This is a genomic window from Psychromonas sp. CD1, from assembly GCF_002239585.1.
Taxonomy (GTDB): Bacteria; Pseudomonadota; Gammaproteobacteria; order Enterobacterales; family Psychromonadaceae; genus Psychromonas.
On sequence record NZ_NDFH01000003.1, the window covers coordinates 1,118,988 to 1,136,274 of the forward strand.

At 36.6% G+C, this 17,287-nt stretch carries 15 protein-coding genes; 7 read left to right on the forward strand and 8 right to left on the reverse strand.

The genetic code is table 11. The annotated features are described in order from the left end of the window. Positions 1 to 24: 24 nt before the first annotated feature. Together glnS and nagE are read right to left on the reverse strand one after the other, a co-directional pair. Positions 25 to 1,680: a glutamine--tRNA ligase gene (gene glnS / locus B8W84_RS06685; protein ID WP_094752491.1), complete on the reverse strand. Its 1,656-nt coding sequence runs from the start codon at positions 1,678 to 1,680 to the stop codon at positions 25 to 27. A 128-nt stretch (positions 1,681 to 1,808) separates the two neighbouring features. Further along, positions 1,809 to 3,266 (reverse strand): N-acetylglucosamine-specific PTS transporter subunit IIBC, encoded by a 1,458-nt coding sequence (gene nagE / locus B8W84_RS06690; RefSeq protein WP_094752492.1) that lies wholly within the window; start codon positions 3,264 to 3,266, stop codon positions 1,809 to 1,811. Positions 3,267 to 3,563: 297 nt separating this feature from the next. Between nagE and B8W84_RS06695 the strand changes: the two genes are divergently transcribed. The 4 genes from B8W84_RS06695 to B8W84_RS06710 all read left to right on the forward strand — a co-directional run bounded on the left by B8W84_RS06695 (position 3,564) and on the right by B8W84_RS06710 (position 7,243). After that, positions 3,564 to 3,830, forward strand: coding sequence for a hypothetical protein (locus tag B8W84_RS06695; protein ID WP_257797927.1), 267 nt, complete (start codon positions 3,564 to 3,566; stop codon positions 3,828 to 3,830). 49 nt (positions 3,831 to 3,879) lie between these two features. After that, positions 3,880 to 4,680 (forward strand): glucosamine-6-phosphate deaminase, encoded by an 801-nt coding sequence (gene nagB / locus B8W84_RS06700; RefSeq protein ID WP_094752493.1) that lies wholly within the window; start codon positions 3,880 to 3,882, stop codon positions 4,678 to 4,680. A 119-nt stretch (positions 4,681 to 4,799) separates the two neighbouring features. After that, positions 4,800 to 5,936, forward strand: a complete 1,137-nt coding sequence (nagA, locus tag B8W84_RS06705) for an N-acetylglucosamine-6-phosphate deacetylase (protein WP_094752494.1) — start codon at positions 4,800 to 4,802, stop codon at positions 5,934 to 5,936. Positions 5,937 to 6,013: 77 nt separating this feature from the next. Next, the gene (locus B8W84_RS06710) at positions 6,014 to 7,243 is read left to right on the forward strand and encodes an ROK family protein (RefSeq protein WP_094752495.1); all 1,230 of its coding nucleotides are present in this window, start codon (positions 6,014 to 6,016) and stop codon (positions 7,241 to 7,243) included. A gap of 23 nt (positions 7,244 to 7,266) precedes the next feature. On the opposite strand, the gene B8W84_RS06715 is transcribed toward B8W84_RS06710, so the two are convergent. From B8W84_RS06715 to B8W84_RS06725, 3 genes are all read right to left on the reverse strand, one after another. Beyond that, entirely contained in the window at positions 7,267 to 8,499 is a 1,233-nt protein-coding gene (locus B8W84_RS06715; protein ID WP_094752496.1) for a type II secretion system F family protein, read from the reverse strand. Positions 8,500 to 8,622: 123 nt separating this feature from the next. Next, a complete protein-coding gene (gene pilB, locus B8W84_RS06720; protein ID WP_094752497.1) occupies positions 8,623 to 10,317 on the reverse strand; it encodes a type IV-A pilus assembly ATPase PilB in 1,695 nt (564 codons plus the stop codon). Further along, positions 10,318 to 10,722, reverse strand: a complete 405-nt coding sequence (locus tag B8W84_RS06725) for a pilin (RefSeq protein WP_180706038.1) — start codon at positions 10,720 to 10,722, stop codon at positions 10,318 to 10,320. Between the two features lie 430 nt (positions 10,723 to 11,152). Between B8W84_RS06725 and B8W84_RS06730 the strand changes: the two genes are divergently transcribed. Beyond that, positions 11,153 to 11,587 (forward strand): transcriptional repressor, encoded by a 435-nt coding sequence (locus tag B8W84_RS06730; RefSeq protein ID WP_094752499.1) that lies wholly within the window; start codon positions 11,153 to 11,155, stop codon positions 11,585 to 11,587. A 53-nt stretch (positions 11,588 to 11,640) separates the two neighbouring features. Next, a complete protein-coding gene (locus B8W84_RS06735) occupies positions 11,641 to 12,105 on the forward strand; it encodes a chemotaxis protein CheX (RefSeq protein WP_094752500.1) in 465 nt (154 codons plus the stop codon). 258 nt (positions 12,106 to 12,363) lie between these two features. Here the strand turns inward: B8W84_RS06735 and B8W84_RS06740 are convergent, their stop codons facing one another. Next, positions 12,364 to 13,968 (reverse strand): ABC-F family ATPase, encoded by a 1,605-nt coding sequence (locus B8W84_RS06740; RefSeq protein ID WP_094752501.1) that lies wholly within the window; start codon positions 13,966 to 13,968, stop codon positions 12,364 to 12,366. Positions 13,969 to 14,079: 111 nt separating this feature from the next. On the opposite strand from B8W84_RS06740, the gene gorA reads away from it, so the two are divergent. Further along, positions 14,080 to 15,438, forward strand: a complete 1,359-nt coding sequence (gorA, locus tag B8W84_RS06745) for a glutathione-disulfide reductase (protein ID WP_094752502.1) — start codon at positions 14,080 to 14,082, stop codon at positions 15,436 to 15,438. A gap of 54 nt (positions 15,439 to 15,492) precedes the next feature. On the opposite strand, the gene B8W84_RS06750 is transcribed toward gorA, so the two are convergent. Continuing rightward, entirely contained in the window at positions 15,493 to 16,344 is an 852-nt protein-coding gene (locus B8W84_RS06750) for a thymidylate synthase (protein WP_094752503.1), read from the reverse strand. Between the two features lie 6 nt (positions 16,345 to 16,350). Further along, positions 16,351 to 17,169 (reverse strand): prolipoprotein diacylglyceryl transferase, encoded by an 819-nt coding sequence (gene lgt / locus B8W84_RS06755; RefSeq protein ID WP_094752504.1) that lies wholly within the window; start codon positions 17,167 to 17,169, stop codon positions 16,351 to 16,353. Positions 17,170 to 17,287: the final 118 nt, after the last annotated feature.

Genomic DNA, 17,287 nt, shown 5'->3' on the forward strand with positions numbered 1-17,287 from the left:
CTTTTTATTTAAATATTGAATAGATTAAAAAGCAGCACGTAAGGCAACCGTACGATTAAATACCAAATGCTCCGCAGTGGAATCTTTGCTATCCGCACAGAAATAACCTTCACGTTCAAATTGATATGCTTTTTCAGCTTCAACATGAAGTAGACCCGCCTCCACAAAACCATGCACGGTAACTAATGAATCAGGATTTAATGCATCCTTAATATTTTCGCTACTTGCAGGATTATCGATGAGAAATAAACGGTCATAGACACGAAATTCAGCTTTGTTATTATTCTTAGCATCAATCCAATGAATAACGCCTTTCACTTTCCGTCCATCTAATGGGTTTTTCCCCAATGTTTGCGCATCATACGTACACATCACTTGTGTAATATTACCTTCTGCATCCGTTGTAAAATCATGCGCTCGAATAACATAAGCATTACGTAAACGCACTTCTTTATCTAGCACTAAGCGTTTATATTTTTTATTTGCTGATTCTTTAAAATCAGCGCGATCAATATATAATTCTCGAGAGAAAGGTAAAGAACGAGTGCCCATACTTTCATCTTTAGGATGATTAGGTGCCATCAATGTTTCATTTTTATCGACATCATAATTAGTAATAATTACTTTAATGGGGTCTAATACCGCCATTGCACGAGGACTTTTCTCTTCTAAAATTTCACGCACACACGACTCTAAAGATGCCAGTTCTACCGTGTTTTCTTGTTTTGTTATTCCTATACGTTTCGAAAATTCGCGTAAGGACGCAGCAGGATAACCTCGACGACGCATACCTGAAATAGTCGGCATACGCGGATCATTCCAACCAGTGACAATATTTTCATCAATTAATGCACTTAACTTCCGTTTTGACGTTAATGTATATTGTAAATTTAAACGTGAAAATTCAATCTGACGAGGTTTACATTCAATACTAATATTCGCTAATACCCAATCATATAAAGGACGATGATCTTCAAACTCTAACGTACATAAACTATGTGTTATTCCTTCAATCGCATCAGAGATACAATGCGTAAAATCATACATAGGATAAATACACCATTTATCACCCGTTTGGTGATGATGTGCAAAACGAATTCGATAAATAACTGGATCTCGCATTTTCATATTTGGTGACGTCATATCTATTTTTGCACGAAGCATCATACTGCCTTCTGCAAACTCACCCGCTCTCATTCGCGCAAAAAGATCTAAGCTTTGTGCAACAGAACGCTCTCTAAATGGACTGTTTTTACCCGGCTTAGTTAACGTTCCTCGATATTCGCGCGTTTGCTCTGCATCTAGCTCACAAACATAAGCTTTACCATTTTCAATTAACTCAACGGCATAAGCATATAGACGCTCAAAATAATCAGAAGAATAACGAACGTTACCATTCCATTTGAAACCGAGCCACAAAACATCTTCTTTTATAGCGCGCACATAATCTACGTCTTCTTTTAATGGATTAGTATCGTCAAAACGTAAATTACATAGAGCATTCGGATAATCTTCTGCTATGCCAAAATTTAAACAAATAGATTTAGCATGGCCAATATGTAAATAACCATTTGGCTCAGGAGGAAAACGCGTTTGGATCATTTGATGTTTGCCCGTTTTAAGATCGTTATCAATAATATTACGAATAAAATTACTTGGGCTAGTGTCCACCTGAGTCATTGTTCACCTCTAAAATAAAAAAGAATATAAAAAGAGATCAATCATCTTATATTCTGCGGCTAAGCTCAATAGGCAGACAAAAAAAAGACGCTCAAAAGAGCGTCTTTTTTCTTAAAATAGCATTAAACTTATTTAACGCCTTTCATACGGATTGCAATTCCTTCGGCTTGAGGACCGATAATAACTTGTAAATTATTTTCACCCAGTTTTACAACACCCATTGCACCTAAGCTTTTAAGATCAGATTCATTAATAAGACTACGATCTTTTAAAGTTAAACGTAAACGAGTAATACAAGCGTCAATGACTTCTAAGTTATCAATACCACCAAGGGCGGCTACATATTCAACAGCCAAATCATCAGTGCTCTCGATATTTTTTACTTTTGACGGGGCTTCATCATCATCTTCACGTCCCGGCGTTTTTAAATTCAAACCTTTTATTACAGCAAGGAATATCACATAGTACAAGCCAAAGAAAACAAGGCCTTGTACGATTAACATATACCAATCTTTAGCAAGTGGATTACGCGAGGAAAGCATCAAATCCACAAGACCTGCAGAAAATCCGAAACCTGCCATCCATTGCATGGAAGCCGCAAAATACACTGACAAACCCGTTAATAAAGCATGAATAAAGTATAAAATAGGAGCCGTGAACATAAATGAGAATTCAAGAGGCTCTGTAACACCGGTGAAGAAAGACGCCAATCCAGCAGCTAACATGATAGAAGCTACTTTTTCTTTGTTTTCAGGTTTAGCTGCCGAATAGATAGCAAAAGCGGCACCCGGTAAACCAAACATCATGATGGGGAAAAATCCAGCTTGATACATACCAGTTTTACCTAGAATAGCGGTTCCCGCATCAATACCCGACTGCCCACTAAGGAAATTAGGAATATCATTAATACCTGCAACATCAAACCAAAAGACAGAGTTTAATGCATGATGCAAGCCAACAGGAATCAATAAACGATTCATGAAACCATAAATACCAGCACCAATTGGGCCCATGTCCGCAATTGATTCTCCAAATGACTGTAAACCACTAAAGATAATTGGCCAAATAGCCATTAAGATAAATGATACTACGATCATCACCGCTGAGACAAGAATAGGAATTAAGCGACGGCCTGAGAAAAAGGCTAACGTTTTATGTAATTCAACACTTGAGAACTTATTATACAAAGCGGAAGAAATAACCCCGACTAAGATCCCAACAAACTGATTATTAATCTTAGTAAAAGCAAACGGCACATCAGAAATTGGTATACCTTGAATTTGCGCAACGGCGGCTGGCGAAAGTAACGTTGTCACCACTAAAAAACCGACTAAACCAGATAAAGCAGCTGCGCCATCTTTGTCTTTAGACATGCCATAAGCCACACCAACGGCAAATAACACTGACATATTATCTATCACCGCTGAACCAGCTTTAATTAAAAAGGCGGCGAGAGGGGACCCTCCACCCCAGCCATTAGGATCAATCCAATAACCAATCCCCATTAATATGGCAGCCGCCGGTAACACTGCTACCGGAACCATTAAGGCTCGCCCTATTTTTTGCATATAACCAAGAATATTCACTATTAGCTCTCCTATAATATTTACTTATTCATGATAATGGTTTCTTTTCATCGTACCGCCCAATAAAGCGTTTAAACGCGCCACGAAAAAAGAATAAAATCGATAAATTGCAAGTGCATTTCATCAACTGTAGCTATATACTTTAGCGTCTTTATCACCTCAATCAAATAGATACTCCATTTTTTGTGATTAAAATCACTGATATCTTAAATTTCCATAGAAAATACTGGCAAGAGAACATAACTTAATTTACGCTGTGCATTAACAATTAATTAAACTTCTTCTGTGGAGAACCCTATGCGTTTAATTCCTTTAAATAATGCATCTGATGTAGGCCTATGGTCTGCTCGCTATATCGTTAATGCCATCAATAAGTATGCCCCTACAACAGATAACCCTTTTATTCTCGGCTTACCTACAGGAGGCACCCCTCTCGCAACTTATAAGCGCTTAATTGAGCTCCATAATTTAGGCGAAGTTAGTTTTGAATATGTGGTGACCTTTAATATGGATGAATATGTAGTAAATTTCCATAGAAAATACTGGCAAGAGACCACAACTTAATTTACGCTGTGCATTAACAATTAATTAAACTTCTTTTGTGGAGAACCGTATGCGTTTAATCCCTTTAAATAATGCATCTGATGTAGGCCTATGGTCTGCTCGCTATATCGTTAATGCCATCAATAAGTTTGCCCCTACAACAGATAACCCTTTTATTCTCGGCTTACCTACTGGAGGCACCCCTCTCGCAACTTATAAGCGTTTAATTGAGCTCCATAATTTAGGCGAAGTTAGTTTTGAATATGTGGTGACCTTTAATATGGATGAATATGTAGGCATTTCGCCCTCTCATCCTGAAAGTTATCATAGTTTTATGTTTGAAAATTTTTTTGATAAGATTAATATTCGCCCTGAAAACATTAACCTACTTGATGGTTTAGCAAGCGATTTAGAAGTGGAATGTCAGCGTTATGAAGATAAAATAAAAAGCTACGGAAAAATTCATTTATTTATGGGGGGTGTTGGTATTGATGGGCATATTGCCTTTAATGAACCAGCATCATCACTCGCATCACGTACCCGCGTTAAAACATTAACGCCTGAAACACGCCAAGCAAACTCTCGTTTCTTTAACAATGATATCGAGCAAGTTCCAAAGTTGGCACTTACTATTGGCGTAGGGACTCTTCTTGATGCACAAGAAGTACTGATTTTAGTTAGTGGTCAAAATAAAGCATACGCTTTACACGCGGCCGTTGAAGGCTCGGTAAACCATCTATGGACAATATCTGCTTTACAGTTACATCCACGATCAATTATTGTTTGTGACGCACCATCGACTCTAGAGCTCAAAGTAAAAACATTAAAATATTTTAATGACTTAGAAATTGACAATATTCACAATATTTAATGATCACATCGGCTTAGATTAAATTACGCAGAGCACCCTTTAATCTATTCTTTCATGCTCTCGAGGAAAAGAGCTAGCCCCTCCTAATAGAGCAGACTCTAACTAAGGACATTTTATCCATGTACGCACTTACTAACTGCACGATTTATACATCACAAAAGATCTTAAATGAACATGCCATCATTATTGAAAATGATCTCATTAAAGAAATTATCTGTAATGAAAATCTTAAAAAACATATTAAATGTATTGATCTACAAGGTGCGAATATCAGCGCTGGTTTTATTGATTTACAACTTAATGGTTGTGGTGGGGTAATGCTTAATGGAGCAGAAACTGAAAAAACCCTAGAAATAATGCAAGCGACCAATCTAAAGTCAGGAACAACGAGTTATCTTCCCACTTTTATTACGGATGCAGATGAAGGTATCAAACGCATGCTCAAAGTTACCCGTAATTATATGCAAAAACATAAAAATGAAGTATTAGGCCTACATCTAGAAGGACCTTATTTAAGCATTGAAAAAAAAGGCATCCATTGTCCTGAATATATTCGCGAAGCCGATCCTGACATGATCCACCATATCTGCCAAAACAGTGATGTCGTTAGTATTTTAACATTAGCCCCCGAAAATAATTCTAAAGAAACTATTCAGGCACTTTGTAATAGTAATATCATCGTGGCACTCGGCCACACTAATGCCACTTACGCACAAGCCAAAGAAGGTATTGATAATGGAATTAGTTGCGCAACACACCTATTTAATGCAATGACATCAATGGAGGGTAGAGCCCCTGGCGTCATCGGAGCTATTTATGATAATAACATTTATGCTGGCGTTATTGTCGATGGTTTCCATGTGGCTTATGAAAGTATTCGTATCTCTAAAAAAATAATGGGTGAAAAACTTTATTTAGTAACCGATGCCACCGCAGCAGCAGGAAGCAATATTGATTCATTTGACTTTGTTGGCACTACGATTAACTATAAAAGTGGGAAATGCACCGGACCTGATGGGTCATTGGGTGGATCTGCGGTTACTATGATTGAGTCCATTCAACAAATGGTCAAATTTGTCGGAGTTGAATTAGACGAAGCACTGCGTATGGCAACCCTTTACCCGGCTAAAGCTATTTCCGTCGATCATAGACTAGGAAGTATCATGCCGGGTAAGATTGCAAACCTCGCTGTTTTTACCTCTGATTACAAAGTATTGGCTACTATCGTAAACGGTAACTATAACGCCACAATATAAATAGGCTAAAATATTTTATTTTCCTCCGTGAAAACGAAGGAAAATATCAACTAACTGATATCGAGATAGTGAACAATATGCAAAATAATGGCTCACCGAAAAATACTCTTATTGCAAATATTGAGCATATAAAAAATTTAAATTCCGCCACTATCTATAAGATCATTGAGAAAAATGCTCCTATTTCCCGTGTAACAATATCAAAAATAAGCCAACTAGCCCCCGCCAGCGTGACCAAAATCACACGACAATTACTTGAGAAAAAATTGATCACAGAAACCGCACGGCAAGCCTCTACAGGAGGAAGATGCGCGATTTCATTGGCACCAAATTCATCCGCTTTTAACATGCTTTGCATTAAAATTGGACAAAAAAAATTATTGCTGACTTGTTATGACCTAGCAGGACACAAAAACCAACAAACACAAATAGATATATCCCAAAAAAGCGGTGACAAATTATTGCAAATATTACTTAATAGCATAAACGTTTGTATAGAGCATCAACAACAACATCATAAAAAAATAAGCGCAATATCCATTACTCTTTCAGGCCTTATCGACCCAAAAAATGGCCATATTATTTATACCCCTAACAATAAACTCGATGATCTCCCCTTAGTAAAAATACTCGAAGAAAAGTTTCAAATTCCAAGTTTTATCGGTAATCACACCCGTAGCTTGGCACTGGCAGAATATTATTTTGGCGCATCAAAAAATAGTGAAGACTCAATACTTATCAGTATTAATAATGGGGTTGGCTCAGGTATCATCATTCAAGGTAAGTTATTACTCGGAAAAAATTATAATATTGGTGAGATTGGTCACATTCAAGTAAATCCTGCGGGTAATAAATGCCATTGTGGTCATTTTGGATGCTTAGAAACAGAAGTCAGCGACCCTATTATCCTTAATAAAGTAAAACAAGCTATCCTACAAGGAGGTTTAAGCTCTCTTAATTTAAAAGATCTTAATATTGAACGTGTTTATCAGGCGGCTGCCAATAACGACCCTCTTTGTCAAAAAATAGTCGCTGATGCGACTATTTATTTAGGAAAAATCATATCTATCTTAATTAATATGCTAAACCCTGAAAAAGTGATTATTTCAGGGAAAATAATTCGGGCAGATAAAACATTATTTAGAATTTTAAAACAATGCATTGAACATCAGACTCTACCAAACTTTCAACGTGCAGTGCTCATCGAACCAACACAACTACAAGATAACCCTACACTACCCGCATTTTCCTTAATTAAACAAGCGATTTATGAGGGTGATCTACTACAAAAAATAAAGGCATCTTAAATATTCTGAAAGTGAAGATACAATTAACCAATAACACTGCCCAATTGAAAAATTGGCAAGTACATGGCCACAATTAATCCCCCTACTATCACTCCTAACACCACCATAATAAAAGGCTCTAGTAAACTGGTTAATGCATCTACAGCATCATCCACTTGTTGCTCATAAATTTCAGCAACTTTACTTAACATGGTATCTAAATTTCCAGATTCTTCACCAATCATAACCATTTGTACTAACATCTCAGGAAAAACATCCGTCATTTTCATAGCAACATTCATTTGCATACCTCCCATCACGTCAATTCTAATTTTAAGAATTGCATTACGATAGATATAATTCCCCGAGGATCCCGATGCAGAAAGTAATGCATCTATCAAAGGGATCCCAGCTGCAAACGTAGTGGATAAAGTACGAGAAAAACGAGCAACAGACGCTTTTTCTAAAATAGGGCCAACAACCGGAATTTTAAGCAATAATAGATCACATTGATTGCGTAACCTTTCAAATGCAGCATAGGATTTTTTAAAAATCCAAACACTCAAAAATAAAACAATACCCATAATATACCAATACTCTCGAACCAGATTTGAAATTTGTAAGACAAAAAGAGTAAAGGCGGGTAATTCTGCTCCAAATCCAGCAAATATATCTTTAAATTGTGGAATAACAAACAATAATAATAATAGCGTCACCACCGCAGCAACTGCTAATACCGCAGCAGGATAAAACATCGCTTTTTTAATTTTAGATTTTAAGGCTTCTGATTTTTCTTTATAAATGGCAATACGATCATAAATAGTATCTAGCGCTCCAGATTGTTCACCCGCCGCAACGAGATCACAATATAGAGCATCAAAATATTTAGGATGATCACGCAATGTTTTAGCCATGCCTGTCCCCGTAGATATTTCAGTACTCACAACGTTCATTAATTCACGTAATGATGCTTTATTCGTACTTTTAGCAATTAAAGTTAACGTTTGTACTAAAGGTACTCCAGCATCTAACATTGTGGCAATTTGACGAGAAATAAGCGTAATATCCATTGGGTTTATTTTGTCACCAAAAACAAATAAAGGCTTCGGCAGTTTTTTTATGTGCGTAACATTAATCGCCTGTTTGCGTAATTCAGTTTTGATTTCAAGAGCAGAGGTACCGTACAATTCACCACTAACTTTTTTACCCTTCCGGTTTATTCCCTTCCATTTAAAAGTATGAATAGGGCTCATTTTTGTTTTTTTAGGGGCCAGCATCATAAATCCTTTTTAAACGTCTATTTCGTGACTTACACAGATAATGTAAGGTTATGTATATTAAATCCTTTTTAAACGTCTATTTCGTGACTTACACAGATAATGTAAGGTTATGTATATTTTTTAGGTAACACGAGATATTTCTTGTAAACCAATTAAACCCATTAAGGCTTTTTCTAATGCCGATTCACGCAATGTATGCATTCCTTCGGCTCTGGCGATCTTTTCAATTTGTATGGCATTTCCTTTGTTCAAAATAACATTTCCTATTTCTTCAGAAAAAAGCATCACTTCATAAATCCCGACTCGCCCTTTGTAACCATCATTACATTTAGAACATCCCACTGGTTTATAAATTGGTTTTTCCTGTGCTATTTGCTCGGAATTAAAACCAAATTGTTGTAATTGATCCTTACTATACGTCTCTTTTATTTTACATTCTGGACAGAGGAGACGTGCTAAACGCTGCGCAATGATCAAAGAAACCGAAGAGGCTATATTAAAACCCTCGACACCCATATTTAATAGACGAGTTAAGGTTTCTGATGCAGAGTTAGTATGTAGTGTTGATAACACTAGATGCCCCGTTTGGGCAGCCTTTATGGCAATTTCAGCCGTTTCTAAATCGCGAATTTCACCAACCATGACCACATCTGGATCTTGACGTAAAAAAGAACGTAAAGCAGAGGCAAAGGTTAATCCAGCTTTGACGTTAATTTGTACTTGATTTATCCCCGTTAAATTAATTTCTACGGGATCTTCTGCCGTTGATATATTTCGCTCGACGGTATTTAATATATTTAGCCCTGTGTATAACGATACGGTTTTACCACTGCCTGTCGGGCCAGTTATCAATATCATGCCCTGTGGTTTAGCTAATGCTTTAATATATTTATCTTTTTGTTCATCACTGTAACCGAGTTTATTAATATCCAAATTACTTGCGGACGAATCTAAAATACGCATCACCACTTTTTCGCCCCACATAGTGGGCAACGTACTAACTCGAAGATCTACACTACGATTTTTTGAAATTCGCAGCTTAATACGTCCATCTTGGGGCAAACGACGCTCTGCTATATCAAGTTTAGACATTACTTTTAAACGCGCAGAAAATCGATTAGCTAACTTAACGGGGGGAGTTGCGATTTCAGTTAATATTCCATCGATACGAAAACGAATTCGATATTTTTTTTCATAAGGTTCAAAATGCAAATCAGAAGCGCCTTTACGCACCGCGTCGAGTAAAATACTATTAATATATTTTACAATCGGGGCATCTTCATCACCATTTTGAGTTTCATCTAAACGTGAATCTGAATTATCTACCTCAACTTGATCAATATCACTCATAGCCGCATGATCAAATACAAATTCACTGCCACCAATTTTGGTTTCAATTGCTTTTTTTAAAAAATTTTCTTCGACTAATAAAGCTTCGGTATGTATGGAAAAACTAAATCCAAAATCTTCTAATGCATCTAGATTTGTTGGATCAGACAGTGCGATGTATAGTGTATTTTGTTGCAAATAAATGGGCAACGCATGATGTTTTTCTATTAAATTATCATTTATGTATTTTTCTGGAATATTATCCAAATTTAAATCAGTAGAGTCCAGCAATGGAATACCATATTCCATCTCACAAAACTGTGCCAACGCTAAACTCGTAATAAAAGAGTTTTCAACAAGATAAGAAACCAATGATTTATGCTCATTTGCCGCATTATCGGTGATTTCTTGTAGTTGATTTTTAGCGAGCAAGTCATGTGTGGCCAAACATAATGCTAGGCCACTAATTTTATTATGCACTGGCATTTATGACGTAGTAGTAACCTTACACGCTTTCGGACCATATTCATCACTCTTTAGCTCCGCAACACATGTAAACTGACCAGTTGCATCGTCATAGTTAAGCTTAATGGACGTTCCTACACTTGAGTTACTAAATGTACATTTGATGCCTGTTTGATCAACATCATAAGAAGCACAAATTGCAGATTCAGATGACAGCCCAACAGAGGCAACATCGGGTGTTTTTCCTTCACTGACTAATATAATAAAGGAAGATTTAACTCCTGAGACTTCAGCTAACCCTCCTGTTACTTCGGCTTTACGTACATAATTTTGATAAGCAGGTAATGCGATTGCCGCTAAAACACCAATAATTGCAATGACAATTAAGAGCTCGATTAATGTAAAACCTTGTTGATTTTTTTTCATTTTTTTCTCCATGTGCTCTACTTAGTTAAACTTTTCATTTGTGTTTTGTAAAACGAAAAATAAAAAGCTGATGTTTCGTTAAATAAACACGATTATTTACAGTGCATTACCGACACAAACATCAATCAGGATCCCATTTTCATAGTTAAAGAATCATAATAAGAATAGGACACTTATTATTTAAAAGTAAGATAACCAATAAAACTATTTAATCCTTGTTTAGACAAAAACCAACCTTTTTTCATTCCCACAATAAAAACCAAATATTCAATATATATAGGAGTTATTTTTTACTCCTATTTTTGCTAAATTTAAAATGTAGCGTATTGCATCAAATAGATTTTATACTTACACTCTACTATCTTGCATTGAATATTTATCTTACTCATTTTATAATACTAAAAGCACACTCTAACGATGAGTTTCTCTTATGTCTGATTTATTAATGCAACGCGCACATAAAATTTGTGCACAAAAAAAACTACGCTTTACACCTAATCGTCAATTTGTTTTCCAATTAATGGCGAAACAAAAAGGTGCAATCAGTGCGTATGATTTATTAAAAAAACTAAAAAAACATGATAGTAATGCACACCCCCCGACTATTTATCGGGCATTAGATTTTTTATTAGAAAATCACTTTATTCACCGCATTGAATCACTCAATGCTTATCTTATGTGTGATAATTTTGGTTGCGAGCATCCGATGCAATTACTTATTTGTGATCAATGTAAAAGTGTTATAGCATTAAGTGACTCTGTGATTGATGACGCATTTTTAGAGCAAGCCAAACAATCTGGCTTCAAGATAGCTAATAAAGTGTTAGAAGCACACGGGATTTGTTATAACTGTCTTACACCTTGATTTTTTGTTCCGCATTAAAATCATTCCAATTTACTATTACGAGTATAGCTATTATGAATGCAGAATTTGTAAATCCATTTTTATCCTCTTTTATTAATGTATTACAAACAATGGCACAAATAGAAATTAAACCTGGCAGACCAAGTTTAAAGAAAAATGTAACCGCACACGGTGACGTATCTGGCCTAATCGGAATGGTTGGCTCCACCGTAAATGGTTCTTTTGCTATTAGTCTTGAAGAAAAATTAGCACTAAATATCTTTCGTTTAATGGTCGGCGATACACTGAGTAAAATTGATGATGATATTATTGATATGGTCGGTGAAATTGTTAATATGGTTGCAGGTGGTGCAAAACGCCAACTAGGCGAAAAAGGATTCAATTTTGATATGGCAACGCCTATCGTAGTTTCTGGTCCTGCGCACAGCATTAAACATCAAGTTAATGGTGTTAAAGTGTTAATGCCTTTTAGCTCAAAATATGGAAATGCCTTTCTTGAAATATGCTTTAATGAATAACGTTTCATTGAGGTAACCGTACTGCTCTGGCAATAAAATATATATATCCTCCGAGCCTTTAAATATAAATTACCTTTATATGTACACATCTTGAAAAATCTTCTTTCCAGGGAAAATTGCAGGTGATGCTAGGCCGAGAGGATCATATCTCATTATTTTACGATGTGAAGGCTGTAAATATAAAATTCTAGGTGGGCTCACAACCTTTAAAGGTTGTGCGTAAGACAAAGTAAATTTACCCGATGCCTTACGCAGACATTAAGCTACTTTACTCATTTCTTTTTGACTGGCAAGATATTCATCTAACGTACCTTGAAAATCGATTATTTTTTTATCTTTAATATCGATAATTCGAGTTGCTAGAGAAGAAATAAATTCACGATCATGACTCACTATAATCAAAGTACCTTCAAATAATTTAAGAGCATTATTTAACGCTTCAATCGCCTCCATATCCATATGATTAGTTGGCTCATCCATAATTAACACATTCAAGTCTGACATCATTAACTTGCCAAATAATAAGCGATTTTTTTCTCCGCCTGAGCAATTACACGCTTTTTTATTCGCATCATCGTCACTAAACAGTAATCGACCTAACATTCCTCGTACGATTAAATCACTATGACATGCACGACGCCATTGTGACATCCAGTCCATAATAGTGAGATTATTATCAAACAGCTGACTGCTGTCTTGAGGACAATAACCAATGGTAGCATTCTCCGACCATTTTAAGACACCTTCATTGTTCTCTAGCTCATTCACTAAACAACGCAACAGAGTTGTTTTACCTGCTCCATTTTCACCGATAATGGCCAACTTAGCACCTGCTTCCAATATCAAGTTACCTTTTTCAAATAACATTTTACCATCAAAACCATGCCCTATATCTTCTAATACCAGTGCTTGGCGATGCATCTTTTTACCTGCAGAAAAACTGATACTTGGGCTAATTCGACTTGATGATTTGACTTCATCTAGTTTGATTTTATCCATTTTTTTCGCGCGAGAACTTGCTTGTTTTGCTTTGGAAGCATTTGCACCAAAACGGTTTACAAAATCTTGTAACTCTTCAATTTCAGCACTTTTCTTCGCATTACCCGCTAATAATTGCTCACGCAATAAACTTGACTGAGCTAAAAAGTATTCATAGTTTCCAGGATAAATACGCAATTCGCCATAATCTATATCCGCCATATGTGTACAAACAGCATTTAGAAAGTGACGATCGTGAGAGATAATAATCATGGTACATTTACGTTTGTTTAACTCACCTTCTAGCCAATTTATAGTATGAATATCAAGGTTATTGGTAGGCTCATCCAGTAATAATATTTCAGGGTTTGCAAACAAGGCTTGAGCAAGTAAAACTCGAAGCTTCCAGCCTGGTGCAACCTGTTGCATTAAACCGTAATGAAATGATTCTTCGATGCCGGCTTCAAGTAAAATTTCACCCGCACGACTCTCAGCACTGTATCCATCCATTTCTGCAAATTGACTTTCGAGATCTCCAACACGCATACCATCTGCATCAGTCATCTCAGGTTTAGCATAAATACTGTCACGCTCTTGCTTTATTTTCCATAGCGCAGTATCTCCCATAATAACCGTATCAATCACGCTATATTTTTCAAAGGCAAATTGATCTTGACTCAGGGTGCCTACTTTAAACCCTGGAGTTATAGACACATTACCTGAAGAAGGGATTAATTCTCCGCTAAGAATCTTCATGAAAGTAGATTTTCCACAACCATTGGCACCGATTAATCCGTAACGATTACCGTGACCAAATTTAGCAGAAATGTTTTCAAATAAAGGCTCTGGGCCAAATTGCATAGTGATATTAGACGTTGCGATCAAAGTAAGATTCCTAGCGTTATAAATAATATTATATTAATGAGTAACAAAATTGAGATGCGAAAAGCATTTATTTACACCAAAAATAATAAATGTTAAATTTAAGGGAACAATATGACAAACCATAATTATGATTTCGATTATATTTGTATTGGGGGAGGCAGCGGTGGCATTGCATCCGCAAATAGGGCCGCTATGTATGGAAAAAAAGTAGCAATTATTGAAGCGCATGCACTCGGTGGAACTTGTGTAAATGTTGGCTGTGTCCCTAAAAAAGCGATGTGGTATGCGGGACAAATTGCAGATGCCTTACGCTATGCACCCGATTATGGTTTTGATGCTCCACTACAAAAATTTAGCTGGGAAAAATTAATTGAGAGTCGTGAAGCTTATATTGCGCGTATTCACCAGTCTTATGATCGCAATCTCGCTAACAACAATGTGACTGTGATCCATGGCTTTGCGACCTTTATTGACGATCATTGTATTGAAGTTAATGGTCAACAACTACGTGCTCCACACATTAGCATCGCAACAGGCGGCCGCCCGATTGTTCCCTCTATTCTCGGCGCCGAGTTGGGTATTACCTCAGATGGTTTTTTTGCCCTCAACACTCAGCCGAAGCGCGTTGCGGTTGTTGGAGCTGGTTACATTGCGGTTGAAATTGCAGGAGTATTTAATGCGTTACAAAGTGAAACGCATTTACTTTGCCGTAAACATACAATTTTACGTAGCTTTGATAGCATGCTGTCTTCAACTTTAGTTGAAATAATGCAAACTGAGGGACCAAAACTACACACGCATAGTGTCCCAAAATCAGTCACTAAAAATGCAGATGCAAGTTTAACCTTACATCTTGAAAATGCACAATCCATCACAGTAGATTGTATTGTTTGGGCGATAGGACGCTATCCAGCCACCGAGAATATGGGCTTGGAAAACACTCAAATCAAACTAAATAAAAACAAATTTATCCATGTAGATAAATATCAAAATACAAATGTTTCTGGTGTTTATGCACTCGGTGATAATACCGATGAACTACAATTAACCCCTGTTGCCATCAAAGCGGGCAGAGAGCTCGCAGAGCGACTCTTTAATGGCAAGGTTGATGCTCATTTAGATACAACTTTAGTCCCTACTGTAGTGTTTAGTCATCCTCCTATTGGAACAATAGGCCTAACAGAGCAAGAAGCGCTTACCCAATACGGAGAAGATAATCTCACGATTTATACGTCACAATTTACCAGTATGTACACCGCATTAACTACGCACCGCCAACCGACGAGAATGAAATTAATTTGTGCGGGAGTTGATCAACGTGTTATTGGTTTACATTGTATTGGCTTTGCATCCGATGAGATTTTACAGGGTTTTGCAGTAGCAATGAAAATGGGCGCCACCAAAGCAGACTTTGATAGCTGTATTGCCATTCATCCTACTAGCGCCGAAGAGCTTGTCACACTTAAATAAGTTAAATGTAAAGTTTGTTTCTCATGCAAAGATGGAAACAAACTTTATATCTATTTATACCGAAAAGGGATATTTTATTGGTTCATGGCATTGGTAACCAACCACGCTAAAATCATCCATTGTAACCCATGTTTCCAAATCTTCTAAACTCTGGATTTTAGGGTTGATGACAAGTTGTGGCGAAGCAAAGGGTTGACGTGTGAGCTGTACATCACGCATTAATGCTAATTGATCTTCATAAATATGTGCATTAACAATTTTATGATAAGCCATACCCGCCTTTTTACCTGTTATCTGAGCCATTAACGCTAAAAAAGTAAACACTTGAACTTGATTAAAATTAAGACCTAGAGGTACATCACAAGAACGTTGATAACTGGTTAAATGTAACGTGTCTCCTATTAAAGAGAAAGTATGCGTATGCATACAAGGACGTAAACAACCAAGATCAAATTCACCTGGATTATAAAAAGTAATAATTTCAGCGCGATCGTCAATACCTTGTTTAAGATTATCAACCACTTTCTTTAGTTGATCTAAATGACCACCATCATGAGTTCTCCATGAGCGGGCTTGTACACCATAAACTCGCCCCATATCATCTTCACCTTTGCGCACAGGATTGCTAAGCCACGCTTTATTTAAGTTAGCATTAGCATCCCACGTTTTTGAGCCTAAAGCCCTAAAATCAGCAGCATTATCGTAACCACGAATGTAACCTAAAAACTCAGCAATGGCTGATTTATAAAAACTTTTACGCGTCGTTATCATCGGGAATTTATTGTTAGCAACATCATATTCGAGATCTGCATTGATCACGGTTAAACATCGCTTACCTGTACGTTCATTTTTAATCCAACAACCTTGCTCAACAATACGTTTACAGAGATTTAGATATTGTTTCATTTTAATTTAGCCTTTTTTAGATTGATGCTTATTTTTACCTGCTTTTTTATAGACATAACAGATCAAAATAACACCTGAAATTAGCATAGGAATAGATAACATTTGCCCCATCGTTAATCCAAAACTTAAAAATCCCAGTTGCGCATCAGGCTCTCTGGCAAATTCCACAATGATCCTAAATGAACCATAACAGGCTAAGAATAATCCAGTTACCGCTCCAACAGGGCGAGGGCGACGAATAAAAAGAGTTAAAATAATAAACAGTAGAACACCTTCTAAAGCAAACTCATATAACTGAGAGGCATGTCGAGGCAGTGGCCCTGCATTCGGGAATATCACCCCTAAAGGAAAGTCTGTAACACGCCCCCATAATTCGGCATTAATAAAATTGCCAATGCGCCCCGCACCTAGTCCAACCGGTAACAAAGGCATAATAAAATCACCTACAGACAGAATAGAGCGTTTGTTTTTAAATGCATAATAAATAACCGCACAAAAAACCCCTAACAAGCCACCGTGAAAAGACATACCACCTTGCCAGATTTTAAAAATATAGACAGGATCTTCAATAAATCTAGGAAATTGATAAAACAACACATAACCTATCCGCCCCCCAAAAATCACCCCCATAAAACCATAAAAAAGCAAATCACTTGCTTGTTCCTCATTCCATAATCCATGCGATCTTTGACATTGTTTATTAGCCATCCAAAAAGCGAATAGAAAACCAACTAAATACATTAATCCATACCAACGAATATCAAGAGGACCAATACTGATAGCGATGGGATCTATCGTAGGTAATACAAAAGTAGAAGCAGACATTTATTAATTCATCCGATAATGTAAATAAAACGATATAGTAACTGAATCACGCCAAAAGAGTCGAAAACGAGTCACCTATGGATAAGTGAATATACCAATGATGGTTTAATAAAATACA

Coding starts and splice junctions, on each gene's coding strand:
- B8W84_RS06725 (WP_180706038.1), bottom strand. CDS start 10,722: ATGAAAAAAAATCAACAAGGTTTTACATTAATCGAGCTCTTAATTGTC.
- B8W84_RS06695 (WP_257797927.1), top strand. CDS start 3,564: ATGCGTTTAATTCCTTTAAATAATGCATCTGATGTAGGCCTATGGTCT.
- pilB (WP_094752497.1), bottom strand. CDS start 10,317: ATGCCAGTGCATAATAAAATTAGTGGCCTAGCATTATGTTTGGCCACA.
- B8W84_RS06730 (WP_094752499.1), top strand. CDS start 11,153: ATGTCTGATTTATTAATGCAACGCGCACATAAAATTTGTGCACAAAAA.
- B8W84_RS06750 (WP_094752503.1), bottom strand. CDS start 16,344: ATGAAACAATATCTAAATCTCTGTAAACGTATTGTTGAGCAAGGTTGT.
- glnS (WP_094752491.1), bottom strand. CDS start 1,680: ATGACTCAGGTGGACACTAGCCCAAGTAATTTTATTCGTAATATTATT.
- nagB (WP_094752493.1), top strand. CDS start 3,880: ATGCGTTTAATCCCTTTAAATAATGCATCTGATGTAGGCCTATGGTCT.
- gorA (WP_094752502.1), top strand. CDS start 14,080: ATGACAAACCATAATTATGATTTCGATTATATTTGTATTGGGGGAGGC.
- B8W84_RS06715 (WP_094752496.1), bottom strand. CDS start 8,499: ATGCTGGCCCCTAAAAAAACAAAAATGAGCCCTATTCATACTTTTAAA.
- B8W84_RS06710 (WP_094752495.1), top strand. CDS start 6,014: ATGCAAAATAATGGCTCACCGAAAAATACTCTTATTGCAAATATTGAG.
- B8W84_RS06735 (WP_094752500.1), top strand. CDS start 11,641: ATGAATGCAGAATTTGTAAATCCATTTTTATCCTCTTTTATTAATGTA.
- lgt (WP_094752504.1), bottom strand. CDS start 17,169: ATGTCTGCTTCTACTTTTGTATTACCTACGATAGATCCCATCGCTATC.
- nagA (WP_094752494.1), top strand. CDS start 4,800: ATGTACGCACTTACTAACTGCACGATTTATACATCACAAAAGATCTTA.